Source organism: Sphingomonas telluris (genome assembly GCF_022568775.1).
Lineage (GTDB): Bacteria > Pseudomonadota > Alphaproteobacteria > Sphingomonadales > Sphingomonadaceae > Sphingomicrobium > Sphingomicrobium telluris.
This window is the reverse complement of sequence record NZ_JAKZHW010000001.1, coordinates 557512-576214: the sequence shown is the minus strand read 5'-3', so window position 1 is coordinate 576214 and position 18703 is coordinate 557512. Positions and strand designations below refer to the sequence as shown.

At 63.9% G+C, this 18703-nt stretch carries 20 protein-coding genes; 5 read left to right on the top strand and 15 right to left on the bottom strand.

What is annotated here, in order from left to right; translation table 11 throughout:
* Nucleotides 1-13: 13 nt before the first annotated feature.
* Nucleotides 14-2611: a TonB-dependent receptor gene (locus LZ016_RS02965; protein ID WP_241445753.1), complete on the bottom strand. Its 2598-nt coding sequence runs from the start codon at nucleotides 2609-2611 to the stop codon at nucleotides 14-16.
* Nucleotides 2612-2718: 107 nt separating this feature from the next.
* Entirely contained in the window at nucleotides 2719-4311 is a 1593-nt protein-coding gene (locus LZ016_RS02960; RefSeq protein ID WP_241445752.1) for a tetratricopeptide repeat-containing sulfotransferase family protein, read from the bottom strand.
* Between the two features lie 62 nt (nucleotides 4312-4373).
* On the opposite strand from LZ016_RS02960, the gene LZ016_RS02955 reads away from it, so the two are divergent.
* Entirely contained in the window at nucleotides 4374-4820 is a 447-nt protein-coding gene (locus LZ016_RS02955) for a MaoC family dehydratase (protein WP_241445751.1), read from the top strand.
* A gap of 39 nt (nucleotides 4821-4859) precedes the next feature.
* Here LZ016_RS02955 and LZ016_RS02950 read toward each other — a convergent pair whose 3' ends face one another.
* The 5 genes from LZ016_RS02950 to LZ016_RS02930 form a co-directional block, all read right to left on the bottom strand.
* The gene (locus tag LZ016_RS02950; protein WP_241445749.1) at nucleotides 4860-5534 is read right to left on the bottom strand and encodes a hypothetical protein; all 675 of its coding nucleotides are present in this window, start codon (nucleotides 5532-5534) and stop codon (nucleotides 4860-4862) included.
* Between the two features lie 142 nt (nucleotides 5535-5676).
* A complete protein-coding gene (locus LZ016_RS02945; RefSeq protein WP_436286339.1) occupies nucleotides 5677-6606 on the bottom strand; it encodes a cytochrome c1 in 930 nt (309 codons plus the stop codon).
* Nucleotides 6607-6615: 9 nt separating this feature from the next.
* On the bottom strand, nucleotides 6616-7920 hold the full coding sequence (locus LZ016_RS02940) for a cytochrome b (protein WP_241445747.1): 1305 nt from the start codon (nucleotides 7918-7920) through the stop codon (nucleotides 6616-6618).
* 17 nt (nucleotides 7921-7937) lie between these two features.
* Nucleotides 7938-8510, bottom strand: coding sequence for a ubiquinol-cytochrome c reductase iron-sulfur subunit (gene petA, locus LZ016_RS02935; protein ID WP_241445745.1), 573 nt, complete (start codon nucleotides 8508-8510; stop codon nucleotides 7938-7940).
* Nucleotides 8511-8639: 129 nt separating this feature from the next.
* Entirely contained in the window at nucleotides 8640-9533 is an 894-nt protein-coding gene (locus LZ016_RS02930) for a hypothetical protein (RefSeq protein ID WP_241445744.1), read from the bottom strand.
* A 106-nt stretch (nucleotides 9534-9639) separates the two neighbouring features.
* Here LZ016_RS02930 and hemF point away from each other — a divergent pair, with 106 nt between their 5' ends.
* Entirely contained in the window at nucleotides 9640-10503 is an 864-nt protein-coding gene (hemF, locus tag LZ016_RS02925; RefSeq protein WP_241445742.1) for an oxygen-dependent coproporphyrinogen oxidase, read from the top strand.
* Nucleotides 10500-11108, top strand: coding sequence for a GNAT family N-acetyltransferase (locus LZ016_RS02920; RefSeq protein ID WP_241445740.1), 609 nt, complete (start codon nucleotides 10500-10502; stop codon nucleotides 11106-11108). The genes hemF and LZ016_RS02920 overlap by 4 nt, the downstream gene beginning before the upstream one ends.
* Here the strand turns inward: LZ016_RS02920 and LZ016_RS02915 are convergent.
* Complete coding sequence (locus LZ016_RS02915; RefSeq protein ID WP_241445738.1) at nucleotides 11057-11875, bottom strand: hypothetical protein; 819 nt, start codon at nucleotides 11873-11875, stop codon at nucleotides 11057-11059. The genes LZ016_RS02920 and LZ016_RS02915 overlap by 52 nt on opposite strands.
* A 95-nt stretch (nucleotides 11876-11970) precedes the next feature.
* Between LZ016_RS02915 and lipB the strand changes: the two genes are divergently transcribed.
* A complete protein-coding gene (lipB, locus tag LZ016_RS02910) occupies nucleotides 11971-12633 on the top strand; it encodes a lipoyl(octanoyl) transferase LipB (protein WP_241445736.1) in 663 nt (220 codons plus the stop codon).
* Nucleotides 12634-12718: 85 nt separating this feature from the next.
* Nucleotides 12719-12994: a hypothetical protein gene (locus tag LZ016_RS02905; RefSeq protein WP_241445735.1), complete on the top strand. Its 276-nt coding sequence runs from the start codon at nucleotides 12719-12721 to the stop codon at nucleotides 12992-12994.
* Nucleotides 12995-13067: 73 nt separating this feature from the next.
* On the opposite strand, the gene queE is transcribed toward LZ016_RS02905, so the two are convergent.
* The 7 genes from queE to LZ016_RS02870 all read right to left on the bottom strand — a co-directional run bounded on the left by queE (nucleotide 13068) and on the right by LZ016_RS02870 (nucleotide 18680).
* Nucleotides 13068-13700, bottom strand: coding sequence for a 7-carboxy-7-deazaguanine synthase (gene queE / locus LZ016_RS02900; RefSeq protein WP_241445734.1), 633 nt, complete (start codon nucleotides 13698-13700; stop codon nucleotides 13068-13070).
* A complete protein-coding gene (gene queC, locus LZ016_RS02895) occupies nucleotides 13697-14380 on the bottom strand; it encodes a 7-cyano-7-deazaguanine synthase QueC (protein WP_241445733.1) in 684 nt (227 codons plus the stop codon). The genes queE and queC overlap by 4 nt, the downstream gene beginning before the upstream one ends.
* Before the next feature lie 170 nt (nucleotides 14381-14550).
* Nucleotides 14551-14943, bottom strand: a complete 393-nt coding sequence (locus LZ016_RS02890; RefSeq protein ID WP_241445732.1) for a DUF3617 domain-containing protein — start codon at nucleotides 14941-14943, stop codon at nucleotides 14551-14553.
* Nucleotides 14944-14993: 50 nt separating this feature from the next.
* Nucleotides 14994-15896 carry an Hsp33 family molecular chaperone HslO gene (gene hslO / locus LZ016_RS02885; protein ID WP_241445731.1) on the bottom strand — a complete coding sequence of 301 codons (903 nt, stop codon included), beginning with the start codon at nucleotides 15894-15896 and terminating at the stop codon, nucleotides 14994-14996.
* A 39-nt stretch (nucleotides 15897-15935) separates the two neighbouring features.
* Nucleotides 15936-17126 (bottom strand): aspartate aminotransferase family protein, encoded by a 1191-nt coding sequence (locus tag LZ016_RS02880; RefSeq protein ID WP_241445730.1) that lies wholly within the window; start codon nucleotides 17124-17126, stop codon nucleotides 15936-15938.
* 130 nt (nucleotides 17127-17256) lie between these two features.
* A complete protein-coding gene (locus LZ016_RS02875; protein ID WP_241445729.1) occupies nucleotides 17257-17724 on the bottom strand; it encodes a hypothetical protein in 468 nt (155 codons plus the stop codon).
* A gap of 119 nt (nucleotides 17725-17843) precedes the next feature.
* Nucleotides 17844-18680: an ABC transporter permease gene (locus LZ016_RS02870; protein WP_436286338.1), complete on the bottom strand. Its 837-nt coding sequence runs from the start codon at nucleotides 18678-18680 to the stop codon at nucleotides 17844-17846.
* Between the last annotated feature and the right edge of the window lie 23 nt (nucleotides 18681-18703).

Sequence of the window (18703 nt, the reverse complement as noted above, 5' to 3'; positions counted from 1 at the left end):
CAAACGCTCCCGACTAGAAGCGCGTCCCGACCCTCAGGCCGATCGTCCGCGGCGTGCCGGGAACGATGTGGATGTTGGTGCAGATGCTGCACGAAACGCTGCGCGACAGCTCGTTGCGTTTGTCGAACACGTTCGTCGCGAACAGCTCGAAGCTATACTTCTGCCATTCGTAACCGGCGAACAGGTCGACCAACGTGTAAGCATGCAGCTTGCCCGTCAGTTCGTTGTCATCGATCCGGAGAGCCGAGCGCGCGGAACCCTGATGGACGATGCCGATCTGACCGTGCGCTTTGCCCGGCCCCATGTCCCAGGTGTAGCGCGCCGTGCCGGTGATCTTGAACTTCGGCGTGATCGGAAGCCGCGTACCCTTCGGCGCCGTGATGAAGTCGTCCTCGACCCCGTCGCAGTCCGGAGCCTCGTCAGCGGCAACCGCGCAGATGTTCTCCTTCGTCTTCGCGTCCGTGTAAGCCGCCGCGGCGTTCAGCAGCCATCCACCATTCACGTAGCTGACGTCGGTCTCGATGCCGTTGATTTTCGCGTCGCGGCCGTTCTGGACGACGGTCAGGCTGTTCTCGCCCAGGAAGCTGAACTGGAATTTCTCCCATAGCTGGTGGTAGATCGCGCCGTTCCAGCGAAGCGGGCCCCAGGAGGTCTTCCACCCCAGCTCGTAGTTGACGAGGAAGTCCGGATCATAGGGTGCGAGACCCGGCTGGCGGTTGATGCCGCCCGGCCGGAAGCCCTTGGACCATGTCGCATAGAAGAGCTTGCCTTCCACGGGCTTCCACGTGCCGTTGAAGCGATAGGTGAAGCCGGAATCCTTACTCTGCTTTGGCTTGAGCTTCCCGTCCTTGAACTCGGCGACGTTGATACAGGGAGTGCCGCTCAGCACCCCGTCCATGATCAGCGTCGTGTCGGTGCCGTCGATCTGCGATTGACGCAGCGTATCGCCGCTCGTCGTGTAGCACTGTGCGACACCGGTCCGGGTGCTGCCGACCGCGTTCGGCGGCGGGTTGTCGTCAGCGCCCTGGAAGAAGGCCGGGTTCCGACCGAAGCCGGCGAAACCGAAGACCGTGTTGTCGAATTTATACCAGCGGGTGCCGCCGGTCAGCGTGATCTCCGGCGTGACGTCGAAGCTCGCTTCGCCGAACAGCGCATAGTCGCGGTCGATACGCTCCTGCTTGGTCAGCCAGATCAGGCCGGGGCGGCCGTTGACCGACAACAGCGCGGCGAGATTATCGACGCGATATTCCTGGAGAATGTCGTTCGACTGGCGCTGGTAGAAGGCGCCGCCGATGACTCGGAACGGCTTGTCGACCGGCGTCGAGACGCGCAGTTCCTGGCTCAACTTTTTGAAATTGTTGCCGCCCGTGATGTATTGGCGCGGATCGATCGGATCGCCGTTGTCGTCGAAGTAATACTGGTAGTTCGCGATACCGCCGTAGCTTTCGTAATAGGCGTCGTACGCGTCGGCATAATCGGTGTAGTCGTTCACGCCCGAATTCGGGCGGTGCATGTAGGCGCCGGCATAGGTGATGTCGAAATCGCCGATCTTCCCTTCGACCGTCAGCGCGTACTGCGTGAACTTGTCGGTCGCCGGCTCCTTGCGGAAGCGCTGCGTCTGCAGATCGCCGAGACGCTCGTCGAAGTACCACACGCCCTTGGTCTTCGAATGCTGGTGCATGATCGCCGGCGTGATCGTCCAATTGTCGTCGAGCTCGATCCTGAGTGCCGCGCGGCCCCCGTACGTGTCATTCGTGTTGAAGTTCTTCTTCACGAACTCGCTATTGTCCGCGTGGAATCCGTTGTGGACGCAGCCGTTGATCTCGCCTTCCTCGTCGAAAGTCGGATCGCCGCAATAATCTCGAGTGCCGTGGACGTTGTCGATGTAGCCGGCGTCACGCTGGTAAAAGGCGGACGCGCGGAACGCGATATTGTCGGCGACCGGCAGGTTGACCATGCCCTCCAGGCTGCCACCCACGCCGCCGTGTGCGACCGTGTTGATCTCGGCGTCCATGCGCCCGGCAGTCACGCCGAGCTCCGGCTTGTTGGTGATGATGCGGATCGTGCCGGCTTCGCTCGATGCACCGTAAAGCGTGCCCTGCGGACCGGCGAGACTCTCAATACGAGCGATGTCGTAGATGTGGACGTCGAGCGTTCCGCCGATGGTAGTGACCGGCTGCTCGTCCAGGTACGAACCGACAGACGGAAGCGAGCCCGTGTGGTTGCCGTCGCCGCCCGTAGCGACGCCGCGCATGTAGACGATGGTGAAGCCCGGCGCCGCCGTCTGGAAGCTGACCGACGGCAGCTGCTTCGTATATTCCTCGAAGTTCGAGATGTTCAGCTGGTCGAGGCGGCGGGTTCCGATCGCCTGCACGCTGATGGGGACGTTCTGGAGATTCTCCTCGCGCTTCGTAGCGGTGATGATGATCTCGTTCGAGTCCTGCGACAGCTCTTCGGTACTAGTCGGCGCTGTCTGAGCGGCTGGCGGCGCAGTCGTCGCCGGAGCCTGAGTTTCGTCGGTTGCCGGCGCCGTCTGTGCGAACGCAGGCGCGGCAATTGCTGTTGATGCGAGAAAACCGAAAGTGAGCGCGCGAATTTTCCGAGCGGTCATCAAAGCCCCCTTTGACGTGAATGACTGCATCGCGGCAGAGCGGCTTCGACTTGTCAACGGGCACTCGTTGCGTACCCGTCACTTCCCTGTGGATTGTGACAGCGGCGCTACAGAAATTCGACCGGTGCACCCGGATAAGCGTCGAGAACGGGGCCCAGCGCGCGCTTCAACGGGTCCATATGCGCCTCGTATGCGCGCCACTCTTCGGTCGCATCGCGGTAGATGGGGCGGCGAACCTGCTCCGAACTTGGGGTCCGTACGGCGCGCTCGGTCTCGTAAAACGACAAGCACGCCGGCTCGAACTCCAGTCCGCAATAGTCGAGCAGCGCCCGGATCTCGGCCTCGGTATCGTCCACCATCCGCTCGTAGATCACGCGGTGCACTCGGCCCGGAAGAACACTGTCCATGTGCGCCATCAGCCGCACGTAATCGGCATAGTAACGGCCAAGATCATCGAGATCGTAGGTGAAGTCCTGGCCCCGCGCGAAATGCTGGCGGAAGTTCGAGAAGCAGCAGCCGAGCGGATGCCGCCGCGCATCCACGATCTTCGCGTTCGGAAGGACAAGATGGATGAACGGCGCGAACATCCAGTTGTTCGGCAGCTTGTCGATGAAGAACGGCCGGTCGGTGCGGCGCTGCACCGCCGTCCGCTTCAGATATTCCTCGCCCGCCTCGCGGCGCCCTTGCGGGCCAAGCTCCGCCGCCGACGCCGGATATTTCCCCGATCCGCGAGCGATCACCGGCATGTCGGGAAGCTCCGACGTACCTTCGACCTTGCTGTGCGACGACAGAATCTGCTCGACGAGGGTGGAACCCGCACGCGGCATGCCGACGATGAAGATCGGGTCGGCGGCGGGGCTTCCGCCGGGACTGTTCAGCAGCTCCGCCGTGAACAGTTCGATACTGCGGTCGACCATTTCACGAAGGTGCCTGGCGTTGAACGGGTGGTACTCGCGCCGGAGCCGGTTGCCCGCGGCGTAATGGGCAAAAGCGTCGTCGATCCGTCCGACGTCGTGGAGCGCCTTGCCGAGGGCGAACTCCAGATGGAAGCGGTCGCTGTCCTTCAGATCCGGACGCCCGAGCGCCTGCTCCATTGCGGCTATGTCGTCTTCGGCAAAACGCACCGTCTTGAGGTTGGCGAGGCTCCACCAAGCCTCCCCCAGCGCCGGGTTGATGGAGATCGATTTCCGATAAGCCTCGATCGATTCATCCAGCCGCCCGACCGTCTTCAGCATGTGGCCGTAGCTCATCAGCACGCGCGGCTGGTTTGGGGCACGATCGAGTACCTGCCGGTAAAGCGTCAGCGCCTGCTCAAAGTCTCCCAGCCGTCCCAGCGTCGCCGCCTTGAGGTTGAGGTGGCCGACGCGGTCCGGCTCCGCCTCGAATATCTCATCCATCAGCTCGAGCGCTTCGGCCGGCCGGCCAAGGCGCCCAAGCACCATCGCGAGGTTCGCACGTGCGGCCGTGAAATTCGGATCAATCTCCAGCGCCCGGCGAAGAAGAGTCTCGGAATCCTTCAGCCGTCCCAGCCGCGCCGCCAGTTCGGCGAGCATGCGGATGGCTCGGACGTCGAACGGGTCTTCCTTGAGATGCGGCTTCAGGATCCGTTCGGCGACGTCGAAACGGTTCTCATGCAGGGCTCGCGCCGCCTCGATGAGACGCGGATGCCATCGGCCGGCCAGCGGAGCTTCGGTTGCCACGGCCGTTTCGTAGCGCGGGCTTTGCACTCGCGCCAAGCCATGTCGCTCGCTATGCCGCCGCCATGCGATATTTCGAAGACCTGGAGGTTGGAGCGGAAACCTATTTCGGCTCCTACGGCGTGACGCGGGAGGAGGTGCTCGAGTTCGCGCGCAAGTACGATCCGCAGCCGTTCCACCTGTCGGACGAAGAAGCGGCAAAGACGCACTTCGGCCGCATCGCCGCAAGCGGTTGGCATACCTGCGCCATGGTGATGGGCGTCATCGCCCGCCATGTGGTCGAGGATGAGCAGGCGGGGCTGGGATCGCCGGGGATCGACGAGTTACGCTGGCTGAAGCCGGTCTATCCGGGCGACACGCTCCACGTGCGCGGCAAGATCGTGGAGAAACGGCCGTCGAATTCGAAGCCGGAGATCGGATCGTTCCGCACGGAGACGACGGTGACAAACCAGGACGACGTCCCGGTCATGCGGTTCACGTCGATCGTGCTGATCCGGCGCAGGCCGAATTAGCAAAGGGCGCCCGCCGCATCGGCGAACGCCCCCTGCCCTTTAGTCGTTCTCGGTTCCACGTGCGTTGCGCACGCGAAGGCCGCGACGTTCGGAACGAACCTCCTCGCGAGACGCGCGACGCTCCGCCTTCGCCGACGAACGCTCCTGCGAGCGAGCCTGCTGAGCATCGAAGCGGGCGCGAGCGCGCTCCGCATTGATTTGCTGCTGGACGCTCACGTTGCGGTCGCGGAACGTGCCATTGGTGTTGGTGCGTTCCCGCAGAATCTGCTGCTGACGGATAACTTCCTGCTGGCGAGCCGTGTTCGTTGAACTCGGTCCGTTCTGGAAGTCCGCCCAGTTCTGGACGATGCGGTTCACCGAGCTGTCGCCGCGGTTGTAGCGCTGGCGGCGACTTTCCCAATAACGGCGCTGGTCGTCGCTCCAACGGTGCGGACGACGATACTGGTCGTACACGTAGTAGCCGGTGCCCGGATAATAGAAGCCGTTGTTCCAGCCGTAATACGGGTCGCCGTAACCGTAGCCGTAGCCCGCGCCGTAACCGTACGGCGAATAGCCGTAGCCGCCGCCGTAGTACGGATCATAATAGCCGTTGTTGCCGTAATAACCGTTGCCGTAACCGACGCCGACACCGCCGTAAGGTCCATAAGCGCAGCCGCCGAGGCCGAGGCCGGCCACAAGTGCTATCGCAGCGGTGCGAAGTGAGAGGACGCGCATAAGGTTTCTCCGGGATTACTAGGAGTTATGCACCAAAGAACGCTTCAGCACGTGAATAGGTGCTGAATTTGGTTTTCCCTCGGAGGTTTGAAGCGAACCCGCCTGAACGACACTCGTCGCGCAGGCGGGTTCGATATTCGGATTAACCCTGAATGCCCGCCTTGCCGCGCGCCCGCGCGGTCTTGGCCTGGTTCTTCGGGTCGAGCACGCCTGTCTCGCGGACGACCGACTTCTCCGTCCGCCAGATGTTCTGGTAGGCGAGATAGCCGAGGATAGTCGCGAACAGCAGGAAGATGGAGACGGCGATGCCCGTTGCATGGCGCTGCTCGAGCTTGGGCTCGGCCGTCCACACGAGGAACGCCGAGACGTCCTTTGCCATCTGGTCGACCGTCGGCTTCGGATTGCCCGGAGCGTAGGTGACCTGGCCCTCGCTGGTCAGCGGCGGCGGCATGGCGAGGTTCAGGTTCGCGAAATACGGATTGTAGTGCAGCCCGTTCGGCGTCTTCGCGGACGGGAACTTCTTCACCAGCTCGGCCGGCTGGGGCTGGAAGCCCGTCAGCAGCGAGTAGACGTACGCACCGCCGTCATGACGCGCCTTGGTCATCAGGGACAGGTCAGGCGGAAGCGCGTTGTTGTTGGCAGCGCGCGCGGCAACTTCGTTCGCATACGGAGCCGGGAAGCGGTCGCTCGACAGGGCCTTGCGGGTCGCCGGCTCACCCGTTTCCGGGTTCACCGAAGGAACTTCGGTCTGCCACTGGTTGGCGATGGCCTTCACTTCGGCCTCGCTATAGCCGAGCGCTTCCAGGTCGTGGAACGCCACCAGGCTCAGGCTATGGCACGCCGAGCAGACTTCCTTGTAGACCTGGAAGCCGCGCTGAAGCTGCTGGCGATCGAAACGCCCGAGCGGTCCGTCACTGGCGAGTGCCAGATGCTTCGGATGCTTGTGGAACTCTTCCTCCGCCGTCGGGGCCGGAGGGCTGCTCAGATAGTTCGAGACCCCGACGAAGAAGGAGATCAGCAGGACGCCGGCGAATGCAGCGCCGACGAGATACTTGATGGAGCGCAACAGCATTGATCCCCCTTACCCGGCAATCGTCGTCGAGTGCGCCGGAGCGCCTACCGGTGCAGCTTCCTTCTTCTCTCCATGCAGCCGCGAAGAGCTGATCGAATCCGGAAGCGGAAGCGTCGTCTCGAACTTCGAAATGAGCGGCAGGATGATGAGGAAGTGCGCGAAATAATACGCGGCCGCGAGCTGGCTCAGCGCGACGTAGAACGGCGTCGCAGGAGCGCCGCCGCACCAGCCGAGAACGAACACGTCGGCGACCAGCAGCCAGAAGAAGCGTTTGAAGATCGGACGGTAGGATCCCGAACGGACCGGCGAACGATCGAGCCACGGCAGGAAGAACAGCAGCAGGATCGAGCTGAACATGGCCACCACGCCCCACAGCTTCGCGGGCAGGATGAAGTCCACGGTGAAGGCGCGCAGGATCGCGTAGAACGGCCAGAAATACCATTCGGGAACGATATGCGCAGGCGTCGCCAGCGGATTGGCCGGAATGTAATTGTCGGGATGCCCCAGATAGTTCGGCGCGAAGTAGACGAACAAGGCGTAGAGCAGGACGAACCCGGCTGCGAACCAGCCGTCCTTGGCCGTGTAGAACGGATGGAACGGCAGCGTGTCCTTCTCGTCCTTCACGTCGACGCCGGTCGGGTTGTTCGAACCCGGGATATGCAGCGCCCAGATGTGCAGGATCACGACCGCCGCGATCACGAACGGCAGCAGATAGTGCAGCGAGAAGAAGCGCGTCAGCGCGGCCTGATCCGGCGCGTAGCCGCCCAGCAGCCACACGCGGATCGGCTCACCTACCAGCGGGAATGCCGAGAAGAACCCGGTGATGACCTGCGCACCCCAGTAGCTCATCTGGCCCCAGGGAAGGACGTAGCCCATGAAGGCCGTGGCCATCATCAGCAAATAGATGACGAGGCCCAGCATCCACACGAGTTCGCGCGGCGCCTTGTACGATCCGTAATAGAGGCCGCGGAAGATGTGGATGTAGGTGACGATGAAGAAGAAGCTCGCGCCGTTCATGTGCGCGTAGCGGATCGCCCAGCCGGCGTTCACGTCGCGCATGATGTGCTCGACCGAGTTGAACGCGCCGTCCGCGGACGAATAGTACCACATCGCCAGCACGATGCCGGTGACGATCTGGACCATCAGGAAGATGCCGGCGAGGACGCCGAAGTTCCACCAATAGTTCAGGTTGCGTGGAACCGGATAACCGCCCCCGATCGCACCATAGACCAGCCGCGGAAGCGGCAGGCGCTCGTCGAGCCAACGCATGATCGGCGCTTTTGGTTCGTAGGGTCTTGCCCAGGCAAAGCTCATCTTACGGCTCTTTCCCCTCAGCCGATCCGCACGGTCGTGTCGGAAACGAATTCATAGTCAGGCACCACAAGGTTCTTGGGTGCCGGCCCCTGCCGGATACGCGCGGCGGTGTCGTAGGCCGAACCGTGGCACGGGCAGAAATAGCCGCCGAACGGACCCCGGTTCTCACCCTCGCCGGTTCCGAGCGGAACGCAGCCGAGGTGGGTGCAAACGCCGAGCGTGATCAGCCAGTTCGCCTTGCCCGGCTTCGTCCGCTGCGCCAGCGTCTGAGGATCGCGAAGCTCGGACAGAGGGACCGAGTTCGCGGCCTTGATCTCGTCCGGCGTCAGGTTGCGGATGAACACCGGCTGCTTGCGCCACACGGTCTTGATCGCCTGACCCGCGGCGATCTTGGAAATGTCGACCTCGGTCGATGCGAGCGCGAGAACGTCGGCCGGCGGGCTCATCTGCTGGATCAGCGGAAGAGCGACCGCAACTACGCCGACGCCGGCGAAGCTGACTGCCGCAACGTTCAAGAAATCGCGACGGCGGACGCCGCCTTCCGATTCAGCCGGGTCCGAACCCTTTGCGGATTGTTCCAGCGTGGCCATGCTTCCCCTTGTGACGCAATGTGCTGCTAGTGCCGGAAGGGCACATAACGAAGTCGCCCGAGAGGACCTCCAAGGCGATTGGCGGGCCTGATAGCGGGGCGTTTCAGGGCTGCCAAGGGGCGGAATCGGTCAGATGGTGACCGTAGCGGTCGCACCCTCTGCGATGTGTTCGCGGCGCCCCACTATCGCGGCGCGGCTCATGACCGCCGCCGCGTATAGGACGACCACGATCACCAGCCAGCGAAGCGCCTCGAGCGGCATGCTCTTGACGATGAAGGCCGCAAGCAAGACTGCGGGGATACCGCCCAGCGCCATTCCCAGCGCAATGCGCACGTCGATCTGGCCGAGGCCGATGTGTCGAACACCCGCCCCGGCAACGGTGAGAGCCCCACCGCCCGCCATGATCGGGAAGCACAGTTTGGGGTCCAGGCCCATCAAACTGAGCATGACGAGGCTCGGCGCATAATGTCCAACCCCGAAGTTGAGCAGGATGCCGAAGACGAAATTGCCGACGATCGCGACGACCGTCAGGTTCATCGGCAAGCTCGAAGAGGTACCGCCGCCAGGCATCATGTGCAGATTGGTCATGACGTACAGGACGGCGGCGAGCAGGAGGGCAACGGCGACCGCCGCCTGTATCATCCAGACCTTGGTCCTCGCGACCATGGGCGCGCCGATGAGCCCGCCCATCAGCAGCGCGATCATGCAGCCGACCAGTAGCACTGGATCGACCAGTACCCCCAGAATGAACAGGTAGATGACTGCCTGAACCATAGTCGGCAGCGAGTGGCCAACGAGCATCGTCGGCGGGATCAACCGATCCGGCACCAGCTTGCGGAATTTGAACCAGGCCATCGTCGGCGCGAACGATCCGATACCGAGCGTATCGAAGAAATTGGTGATCGCCCCAAGCACCAGTCCTTCGCGGCTGGGCGCGGCGTTCCGCGAAAGAGCGGCTCTGAACAGGATAAACGCGAAAGCAAGGCTAGCAAGAACCAGCGGCACCAGCAGGGCAATCAACATCGCCGTCCCCTTTGCGATGCGTTGCGACCAGGATGTTGTAGCTCATCGCGCCAGCGCCACCAACAACACGCTGACAATCGCGCGGCAGTCCGACTAAAGGGCCGCCATGCTTCCGCTCGACGAACAACAGCAAGCCGCCCGCGACTGGTTCGAATCCCTCCGCGACCGCATCTGCGCCGAGTTCGAGACAATCGAGCGCGAGGCCGGTAGCGACGCGGCTTTGGTCTACACGCCTTGGGATCGCACGGATCATTCCGGCGATCCCGGCGGTGGCGGGGTGCGCGGACAGATGACCGGCAAGGTCTTCGAGAAGGTGGGCGTGAACGTCTCCACCGTCGGCGGCACCTTCTCGCCTGAGTTCGCCAAGAGCATCCCGGGGGCCGAGGAAAACCCGAACTTCTTCGCGACCGGCATTAGCCTCGTCGCTCACATGGCCAACCCGCATGTGCCGGCGGTGCACATGAACACGCGCTTCCTGACCACGACCAAGCGCTGGTTCGGCGGCGGCGCCGATCTCAATCCGGCCATTCCGAACGAAGAGGACACCGAAGCCTTCCACGCCCGCCTGCGCGCGGCCTGCGCGGCCCACGATCCGACCTTCTACCCGCGCTTTTCGAAGTGGGCGGACGATTACTTCTTCATCCCGCACCGCGGCGTTCCGCGCGGGGTCGGCGGCATCTTCTACGATCATCTCGACTGCTTCGAACCGGGCGAAGGACCGACCTTCGACGCCAATTTCGCCTTCACGCGTGACGTCGGCGAGGCCTTTCTCGACATCTTCCCCAAGATCGTCCGCCAGCGGCGCGACGCGCCGTTCGGCGAGGAGGATCGGCAGCGCCTGCTCGAGTTCCGCGGCCGTTACGTCGAGTTCAACCTGCTCTACGATCGCGGCACTCTGTTCGGCCTGAAGACCGGCGGCAACATCGACGCCATCCTGATGAGCCTCCCGCCGCTGGCCGCCTGGAAATGAGCTACGATCCCGTTGCCGACAGTGACCTCGCGGCGGTCGTCACCTTCCTTGAAATGCACGAGCCGCCTTCGGGCGCGGTGCCGCCGTCCCTATTGTCACTGCGACGGACCGAAGAGCCCGACCCCGACGCCTATCGCGAACTGTTCCGGCTGATCGGCTCACGCTGGCTGTGGTTCTCGCGCCTGATCATGAGCGACCAGGAACTTGCGGCTATCATCCGCGATCCGAAGGTCGAGCTCTATGTCGTCGAGCAGGACGGTCGCGACGTTGGCATGCTCGAGCTGGACTTTCGCGAGACCGGCCAGTGCGAACTGGCATTTGTCGGCTTGGCGCCCGAGCTGTCAGGTCAGGGACACGGCCGCTGGCTACTTGCCCAAGCGCTACGCCTGGCCTGGCGCGACGGCATCAAGCGCGTGCACGTGCACACCTGCTCGCTCGACCATCCTGCGGCCCTGTCAGCTTACCGGCGCGCGGGCTTCACGCCCTATCGACGCGCGATCGAACGCTTCCCCGACCCGCGCCTTCTAGGCTTCCTGCCGAGGGACTGCGCGCCTCAGGTGCCGCTGCTCGGAACGCTCGCCTCGGCATCGCGCCCCGCGACCTGAGCGTAGACGCGCGCCAGCATCAGCGCCGCCATCACCGAGAAAATGCCCTGCGCCGCGCCTGCGACGAGCGAGAGGATGAGCGCGCCGATGGAGAAAGGCTCGATGTTCGGGCTGACCATCTTCGCCAGCAGGCCGCCGATGATCCCCGCCGTGAACAGCAGGAAGATCGCCGCAATCAGCAGGAGGCCAACGAAGCCGGCAAGGCGCCAGTAGCGTCCGGTCGTCAGGTTCCAGCTCCGCTTCAGAATGGCGATCGGGCCGATCTCCTCTGCGCTGGAAACCGGCGACAGCAATGTGAAGCGGACGGAAATCGCGATGATGATCAGCAGCACTATGAGGATCAGCGTCGCTTCGGGTCCCTTCGGCTGCGCGGTCATATGCGCTATGTCGGCACCGAGCAGCGGCGCCAGAACGAGCACCAACGGGATGGTGACCAGCATCATCGCGATCACAAGGAGGATGATGGCGCCGAGCGCCGACGGAAAGCGGCGGGCGCCGTGACGGATGGCATCGCCGACGGTGGTCGACGGGCCGATCGCGAGCCGGATGATCGAGAGCTGCCCGATCAGCGCGATCAGTCCCGCGAGCAGCCGGAGCAGCTGAACGCCACCCGACGGCGTGTTCCCCGGATCGGGCGCAATGACGCCGACGGCGACTTCGGGAAGGACGATCATGGCGAGCGCAACGGCGACATACAATCCGCCGTCGCGGCGAAAGATGTCCCGGGTCTCGTCCCATGCGCGCGAGATCGAAAACGTGCTTGCCACAATGGGCCCCTCCAGTTGAACGCGGACGTTATGCGTGGCCGAACGGGCACTTGCAACGCTTGCCCAGAGTTCGCTGCGGGGCCATCTGCGCAAGCGTGACGGAGACGGCGGACATCGAATGGCGCGTTAGCGACAGGCTCGTCCCCTATGAGGAGGCGCATGCCTTCATGGAGAAGCGCGCCGCGGACATTCGCGCCGGCACGGCCTCCGAATGCGTCTGGCTGCTCGAGCACCCGCCCTTGTTCACTGCGGGGACGAGCGCGGACCCCGCGGAGCTGTTCAATCCCCTCGGCTTTCCCGTTTTCGAGGCAGGCCGCGGCGGCCGCTACACCTATCACGGGCCGGGGCAGCGGGTCGGATATCTGATGCTAGACCTCGACAAGCGGGGCCGCGACGTCCGCTGCCTTGTTCATTCGCTCGAAGGCTGGATCATCGCGACGCTGACAGACCTGGGCGTCGACGCGCACCGCGCCGAGGGGCGCATCGGCATCTGGGTCGGCGAAGGCCCGACCGAAGCGAAAATCGGCGCTTTGGGCATTCGCGTGAAGCGCTGGGTGACTCTCCACGGCTTCGCGATCAACGTGGATCCCGACCTGTCGCACTTCGGCGGGATCGTGCCGTGCGGCATCAGCGATTTCGGCGTCACGAGCCTGTCCGCTCTTGGGAAGCCGGCGTCGATGACGCGCGTGGATTCCGCTCTCAAAGCCAATTTTGACAGCTTTCTCAGCACCTTGCGGAGCGCCTGCAAAGTCTCTTGATGGTGGCGAGCGCTTCAGACTATTGTGCCCGCGATTTGCGCGTGGGCATCCCCCGCTCTCAGATCGGATAATTAGGGAGTTTTGAATGCGTGCTCTTATCCTGGTCGCTGGTGCGGCCCTGGCGGTTTCTGCTTGCAGCAGCAACGAATCCGCTGACAACACGATGAACGTCGACAACCTCGCGACCGACAACCTGATGGTGAACGACACCACCGGTCTCGACGCGACTGCGAACACGGACGCCAATGCGACCATGGACGCGAACATGAGCATGAATGCTGCGGACGCTGCCAACAGCGCCGCCGACGCCGCCAACAGCGCAGCCGACGCTGCGAACGCTGCGGCGACGAACGCTCAGTAAGTCTTCTGCACTCCTTCGGGAGTGTTGGATTTCAAGAGGCTGCCGGGTTCGCTCGGCAGCCTCTTTTTTATACCTAGGGAAGCCCTAGAAGCTTGTGCGTCTGCAAGGACAGGCGCCACTGGGGCCGCTCCATCACCAGCCGAATCGCCGCGTCGAGCGCCTCTTCCCGCGCCTCGCAATCCAACGGCTGGATCAGGAAGTTGCGAAAGTCCCAGCCCTCCAGCGCGTCGAGGTCGACGCCGGGCTGCGGCCAGACCAGCTTGAGCTCGTCGCCGCTCCGCTGAACGACGTCGGTGCCTGCCTTTGGACTGATGCACAGCCAGTCGATGCCTTCGGTCGCCGGAAGGGTGCCATTGCTCTCCACCGCGACCCGGAAGCCCTGCTCATGCAGCGCATCGAGGAGCGGCCGGTCGAGCTGCAGCATCGGCTCTCCGCCCGTAATCACGACGAGGCGGTCGTCGCAGCCCCTGCCCCAGACGTCCCGCACATGATCGGCGAGCGCTTCCGCACGGGCGAACTTGCCGCCCCCCTCGCCGTCGGTGCCCACGAAATCGGTGTCGCAGAACGTGCACTGCGCGCTCTCCCGATCCTGCTCCCGTCCCGACCAGAGATTGCAACCGGCAAAGCGCAGGAACACCGCGCGACGGCCGCTCTGCACGCCCTCGCCCTGCAGCGTGAGAAAGCATTCCTTGACGGCGTAGGTCATGCGTAGACCGTTGGATCCTTGATGCCGGCGTCCGCGAAGCCCTTGGCGCGCAGGCGGCAGGCGTCGCATTCGCCGCATGCGCGGCCCTGAGGGTCGGGATCGTAGCAGCTATGGCTCTGGCCAGCGTCGAGGCCGAGACGCTGCGCCTCCCGCGCGATGTCCGCCTTGGTCATGTGCTGCAACGGCGCATGGATGGTAATCTCGCCGCCTTCGCTCCCGGCTTTCGTAGCCAGCCGAGCGAGCTTCTCGAAGCCGCTGACGAACTCGGGGCGGCAATCGGGATAGCCGGAATAATCGAGCGCATTCACGCCGATGAAGAGGTCGCTCGATCCCTCCGCCTCTGCCCACGCCAAGGCAAGGCTCAGGAAGACGAGGTTGCGCGCGGGCACATAGGTGATCGGAATTCCGGGCTGAACGCCGTCCTTCGGCACGGCGGCGGCGCTGGTCAGCGCCGATCCGCCGAAGGCCCGCAAGTCGAGCGGCAGGACGATGTGGCGGATACCCATGCGTTCCGCGATCCGACGCGCCGCCTCCAGCTCCACGCGGTGACGCTGGTTGTAGTCGATCGTCAGCGCGAGAACCTCGAATCCCTGCTCCTTCGCCAGCGCGGCGCAAACCATGGAATCCAGTCCCCCGGACAGGAGGACGACCGCCTTCTTCTGTTGAGCCTGTTCAGCCATCGGCGCGCATCTAGGCGCGACGGGACGCCAAAGAAAGAAGGGCCGCCGTCCCGGAGGAAGGCGGCCCAGTTCCGGGTCAAACCCGTTTGGGAGGAAAGCGTGCCAAGTCCGGCACGAGCCCTTCCTAGCCTCTATTGGTTAAACCCTTGCTTAATGAGCCGAGACTTTTCTCAGCAATTTCCGACTTTTCGTGCCTGAATCGTGTAGTGGAACGGCGCATTGTCGGAAATGCCCTGCGTCTCGATGCGCAGCGCACGCGGCGTGATCTGCTCGATCGTCGTCGTGCCGAAGCCGCCGCCGGCACACGTGTAGCTGATCTCCGCCGAGGTCGGCGCATCGCGAACCACGTCACGCTTGCAATTGCCCGTGCGGTGCTCGAGCTGCGCGAGCACCAGTGGATTGGCGACGCAGATCTTCGGCCGGCCGCCCTGCGGGCCGCCCACGATCTCCCAAAGGCCGGGACCGGCCTGGACGAGGACTGCCGGATGCATTGCAGCCGTCAGGCCGAGCAGCATCACGATGCCGCCCGCCACTCCGGTTATCGCTCTAGCAACTCGGCTCATCGTGCCCGCTTACCACAAAATTGTTAACGGACGTAATCACTTTGGGCGTCCTAAGACACTTCCTCCAGAGTGATCGGAAAGCTCGTCGAGCAAAAGGCGCAGTCCACGGTGATGAATCCATCCGGACCCACCATCGCCTCGCGCTCCTCCTCCGGGAATCGTGCGATCACTGAGCGGACATAGGCCGGGTCGCAGCGGCAGCCGCGCTTGAGGTGAACGGGCGTGAAGGTGCGGACCTCCGCTTCCTCATGGAAGAGGCGCCAGATCAGCTCGTCGAGTGGTAGCTCCGGGTTCGTGAGCTCTTCCGGCTTCACCGACCCCGCAAGGATCGCGACGTGAGGCCAGTCGGGATGATCGAGCTGCGTGTGCAGCCGCTCACGGCCCTCTTCGCCTTCAGGCAGGTGCTGGAACAACAGTCCGCCGGCGGTCCAGCGGCCGTCGCGCTTCTCGGCGGCCAGGCGGACAAGGCTCGGGATCTGCTCCGACTGCGCGAAGTAGCTTTGCGCGGCCTGGGCGAGGCTATCTCCCTCCAGCGGGACGATGCCCTGGTAGCGCTCGTCGGTCAGCGGCTGGTCGAAGGTGATCGCCAGATAGCCCTTGCCGAACAAGGCGAAGAGCGAGGGGCTCGGCCCGACGTCCGCAAGGCGTGCAGGGTCGTGCCGGACGTAGCCGCGAAGCTCGCCGTTCAGATAGTCGCAGACGAGCAGGTCGATCGCACCATTCTCGGTCTGCGCCTGGAGCGTCATCTGCCCCTCTGGGTCCTTCAGGAGGGTCCCCAGGAGCGCGGTCAGAGTCAGCGCCTCGGCGAGCAGCCGCTCGATGACGGGCGGATATTGGTGCGCCGACAGGATCTCGTCGAGCACCGGGCCGATACGGGTGGCGCGACCACGCGCATCGCGCGCGGGGATGGTGACGCCGATTGCGACGTCGATGGACAGGCCGGTTGTTGGCATTGCGCCTAAATAGGAACCGCCGGACCGCCTTCCAACCTCTCAGGCCGCGGCGGCCGGAACCTCATATTGCGCGGCGGCGGCCGACAGACTCTCGACGAACTCGCGGACGTTGGCCTCGTCGATCGTCAGCGGCGGAAGCACGCGCATGACATTGTCGCCGGCCGCGACCGTCAGCAGGCCCTGCGTGCGCAGATAGTTTACGAAGGCGCGGCTGTCGGTCTTCATCTTGACGCCGAGCATCAGGCCCATGCCGCGAACGCTGTCGAAAAGATGATCGTGGTTCGGGATCATCTGCTCCAGCGCCGAACGCAGCCGCTCGCCCATCAGGCGGACGTTGGCGAGGAACTCGTCGTTCGCGACCACGTCGAACACCGCCTGACCGGCCGCCATCGCAAGCGGGTTGCCGCCGTAGGTCGAACCGTGCGTCCCGATGACCATGCCGCTCGCCGCCTTCTCCGTGGCGAGGCAGGCGCCCAGCGGGAAACCGCCGCCGATGCCCTTGGCCGACGCCATGATATCCGGCGCGACGCCGTACTGTTCATAGGCATAGAGCGTGCCGGTGCGTGCGACGCCGCACTGCACTTCGTCGAACACCAGCATCAGGTCATTCTCGTCGCAGACCGCGCGGAGGCCGGCGATGAACTCGTGGCTTGCCGGACGGATGCCGCCTTCGCCCTGCACCGGCTCGAGAAGGAAGCCGGCCGTATTCTCGTCGACCGCGGCGAGCGCCGCGTCGAGGTTGTCGAACTCGACGACCTTGAAGCCCGGCAGGAGCGGCGCGAAGCCGTCGCGCAGCTTTTCCTGATTGGTCGCGCTGATGGTCGCCATCGTCCGCCCATGGAAGGCGTTCGAAAAGGTGATCAGGTCGTGCTTGTGCGGATTGCCCTTCGCATGGTGATAGCGGCGGGCCGTTTTGATCGAACATTCGACCGCTTCGGCGCCCGAATTGGTGAAGAAGACCGTGTCGGCGAAGGTCAGGTCGACCAGGCGCTGAGCGAAGGCCTCACCCTGCGGGCTGCCGTACAGGTTCGACACGTGCATCAGCGTCGCGGCCTGCTTCTGGATCGCCTGGGTCAGGTGCGCGTGGCCGTGGCCAAGCAGGTTCACCGCGATGCCCGACGCAAAGTCGAGGTACTTCTCACCGTTCTCACCATAGAGATAGACACCCTCGCCTCGAACCGGCCGCACTTCGCAACGCGGATAAACGGGCATGAGCGGAGTGATTGCCATCTCGGGCGAGTCCTTCTGTGGTGGTTTGGAACGGCTGTTGCAGCCGCGGCACCTATAGCCAGAGCGCCCGAAAAGGAAAAGGCGCGCCGAGTTTCCCCGGCGCGCCTCTCATGGATCCTGGCGTTTCCGCTTAGTCGTGGCGGTAGCCCTGATCGTCTTCGTAACGGTCGTTGCGGCCGTCGCGGTCCCGGTCGACCCAACCGCTATTGTTGTAGCCGTTGTAGTTGTTATAGCCGTAGCGGCGGCCGTCGTTCACCTCGTGCGAGATGCGCTGCTCCAGGCGCGCGATGCGTCCCTGGATCTCGGCGTACTCGCGCCGGTTGAGGCCGTTGCGGCTGCGATCGGCGAGACGGCGCTCGACGTTACGCGCGTCATGCTGGAGACCGTTGTACTCGTCCCGGCTGATCGCTCGGCGCTGTGCGAGCCGATCGATCTGGCGCTGCAGCTGGTTCACGCGAACCTGCAGGCTGCGGACGCCGCCGTAGTTGTTGTTGTAGCCGTAGCCATACTGCGGCGCAGGCGCCCACTGGGCGGCGGCGGGAGCCGCAAACGCCAGGACCGAAACTGCGGCGGCGGCGGAAATCAGAACCTTACGCATCACTTGCTCTCCTTCGAGCGGGTTGATGCGCATCTTGTGGAGGACAGCGGATATTTGGACCCTGAACGCGCTCGTTATCCGGCGTTCAATTAGCTTAACGGGCTAAGTGGCTGAAAAGGCTACTGCTTGATCTTCCAGCCACGTTTTAGCAGCGTGTAGCAGGTCGCCCATAGGACGATGTTCAGCAAGAAAAGGACGAGCGCGCCGATGAGCACAGGCGAATCGCTCACGCCCAGGAAGCCGTACCGGAACCCGCTGATCACGTAGAAGAAGGGGTTGGCGTGGCTCACCTTCTGAAAGGCGGGCGCCAGCTGGTGCACCGAATAGAAGGTGCCCGACAGCAGCGACAAAGGCGTCACCACGAAGTTCGTGACCGCCGCGGCATGGTCGAACTTGTCGGCCCACAGCGAGGTCAGCAGCCCCATGAAGCTCAGCATCAGCGCGCCCATCAGGCCGAACCATAGCGCCCACTGAGGATGCCGGACTGCGACCGACACGCCCGGCCACAGGAACATCGCAAGCCAGACTGCGAAGCCGACGAGGAAAGCACGAGTCACCGCGGCCCCCACCAAACCCGCGATCAGCTCGCCCGTCGAAAGCGGCGGCATCAGATAGTCGACGATATTGCCCTGCATCTTGCCGACCAGCAGCGAGAAGCTCGAATTGGCGAAGGCGTTCTGGATCATCGCCATGACAATCAGGCCCGGCGCGATGAAATCGGCGAAGTGAATCCCCATCACCGTCTTGCCGCCACGACCCAGTGCGACGGTGAAAATGGCGAGGTACAGAAGGGTGGTAATGGCCGGAGCCCACACCGTCTGCATCTGCACCTTGAAGAACCGGCGCACCTCCTTGATATAAAGGGTCTTGAGCCCGCCCCAGTTGACGCCGTGCAATACCGGCTCTCCTGGCGGTGTTTGAACCCAGATTGGAGATTGCTCGCTCGAACTGTTCACGCGGGTGCGCCTATCGGTTGGCG

Bases quoted from the DNA above. Each gene is read 5' to 3' on its own strand.
- LZ016_RS02965 (WP_241445753.1), bottom strand. From the start codon at position 2,611: ATGACCGCTCGGAAAATTCGCGCGCTCACTTTCGGTTTTCTCGCATCA.
- LZ016_RS02955 (WP_241445751.1), top strand. From the start codon at position 4,374: ATGCGATATTTCGAAGACCTGGAGGTTGGAGCGGAAACCTATTTCGGC.
- LZ016_RS02950 (WP_241445749.1), bottom strand. From the start codon at position 5,534: ATGCGCGTCCTCTCACTTCGCACCGCTGCGATAGCACTTGTGGCCGGC.
- LZ016_RS02945 (WP_436286339.1), bottom strand. From the start codon at position 6,606: ATGCTGTTGCGCTCCATCAAGTATCTCGTCGGCGCTGCATTCGCCGGC.
- LZ016_RS02940 (WP_241445747.1), bottom strand. From the start codon at position 7,920: ATGAGCTTTGCCTGGGCAAGACCCTACGAACCAAAAGCGCCGATCATG.
- petA (WP_241445745.1), bottom strand. From the start codon at position 8,510: ATGGCCACGCTGGAACAATCCGCAAAGGGTTCGGACCCGGCTGAATCG.
- LZ016_RS02930 (WP_241445744.1), bottom strand. From the start codon at position 9,533: ATGTTGATTGCCCTGCTGGTGCCGCTGGTTCTTGCTAGCCTTGCTTTC.
- hemF (WP_241445742.1), top strand. From the start codon at position 9,640: ATGCTTCCGCTCGACGAACAACAGCAAGCCGCCCGCGACTGGTTCGAA.
- LZ016_RS02920 (WP_241445740.1), top strand. From the start codon at position 10,500: ATGAGCTACGATCCCGTTGCCGACAGTGACCTCGCGGCGGTCGTCACC.
- LZ016_RS02905 (WP_241445735.1), top strand. From the start codon at position 12,719: ATGCGTGCTCTTATCCTGGTCGCTGGTGCGGCCCTGGCGGTTTCTGCT.
- queE (WP_241445734.1), bottom strand. From the start codon at position 13,700: ATGACCTACGCCGTCAAGGAATGCTTTCTCACGCTGCAGGGCGAGGGC.
- queC (WP_241445733.1), bottom strand. From the start codon at position 14,380: ATGGCTGAACAGGCTCAACAGAAGAAGGCGGTCGTCCTCCTGTCCGGG.
- LZ016_RS02890 (WP_241445732.1), bottom strand. From the start codon at position 14,943: ATGAGCCGAGTTGCTAGAGCGATAACCGGAGTGGCGGGCGGCATCGTG.
- hslO (WP_241445731.1), bottom strand. From the start codon at position 15,896: ATGCCAACAACCGGCCTGTCCATCGACGTCGCAATCGGCGTCACCATC.
- LZ016_RS02880 (WP_241445730.1), bottom strand. From the start codon at position 17,126: ATGGCAATCACTCCGCTCATGCCCGTTTATCCGCGTTGCGAAGTGCGG.
- LZ016_RS02875 (WP_241445729.1), bottom strand. From the start codon at position 17,724: ATGCGTAAGGTTCTGATTTCCGCCGCCGCCGCAGTTTCGGTCCTGGCG.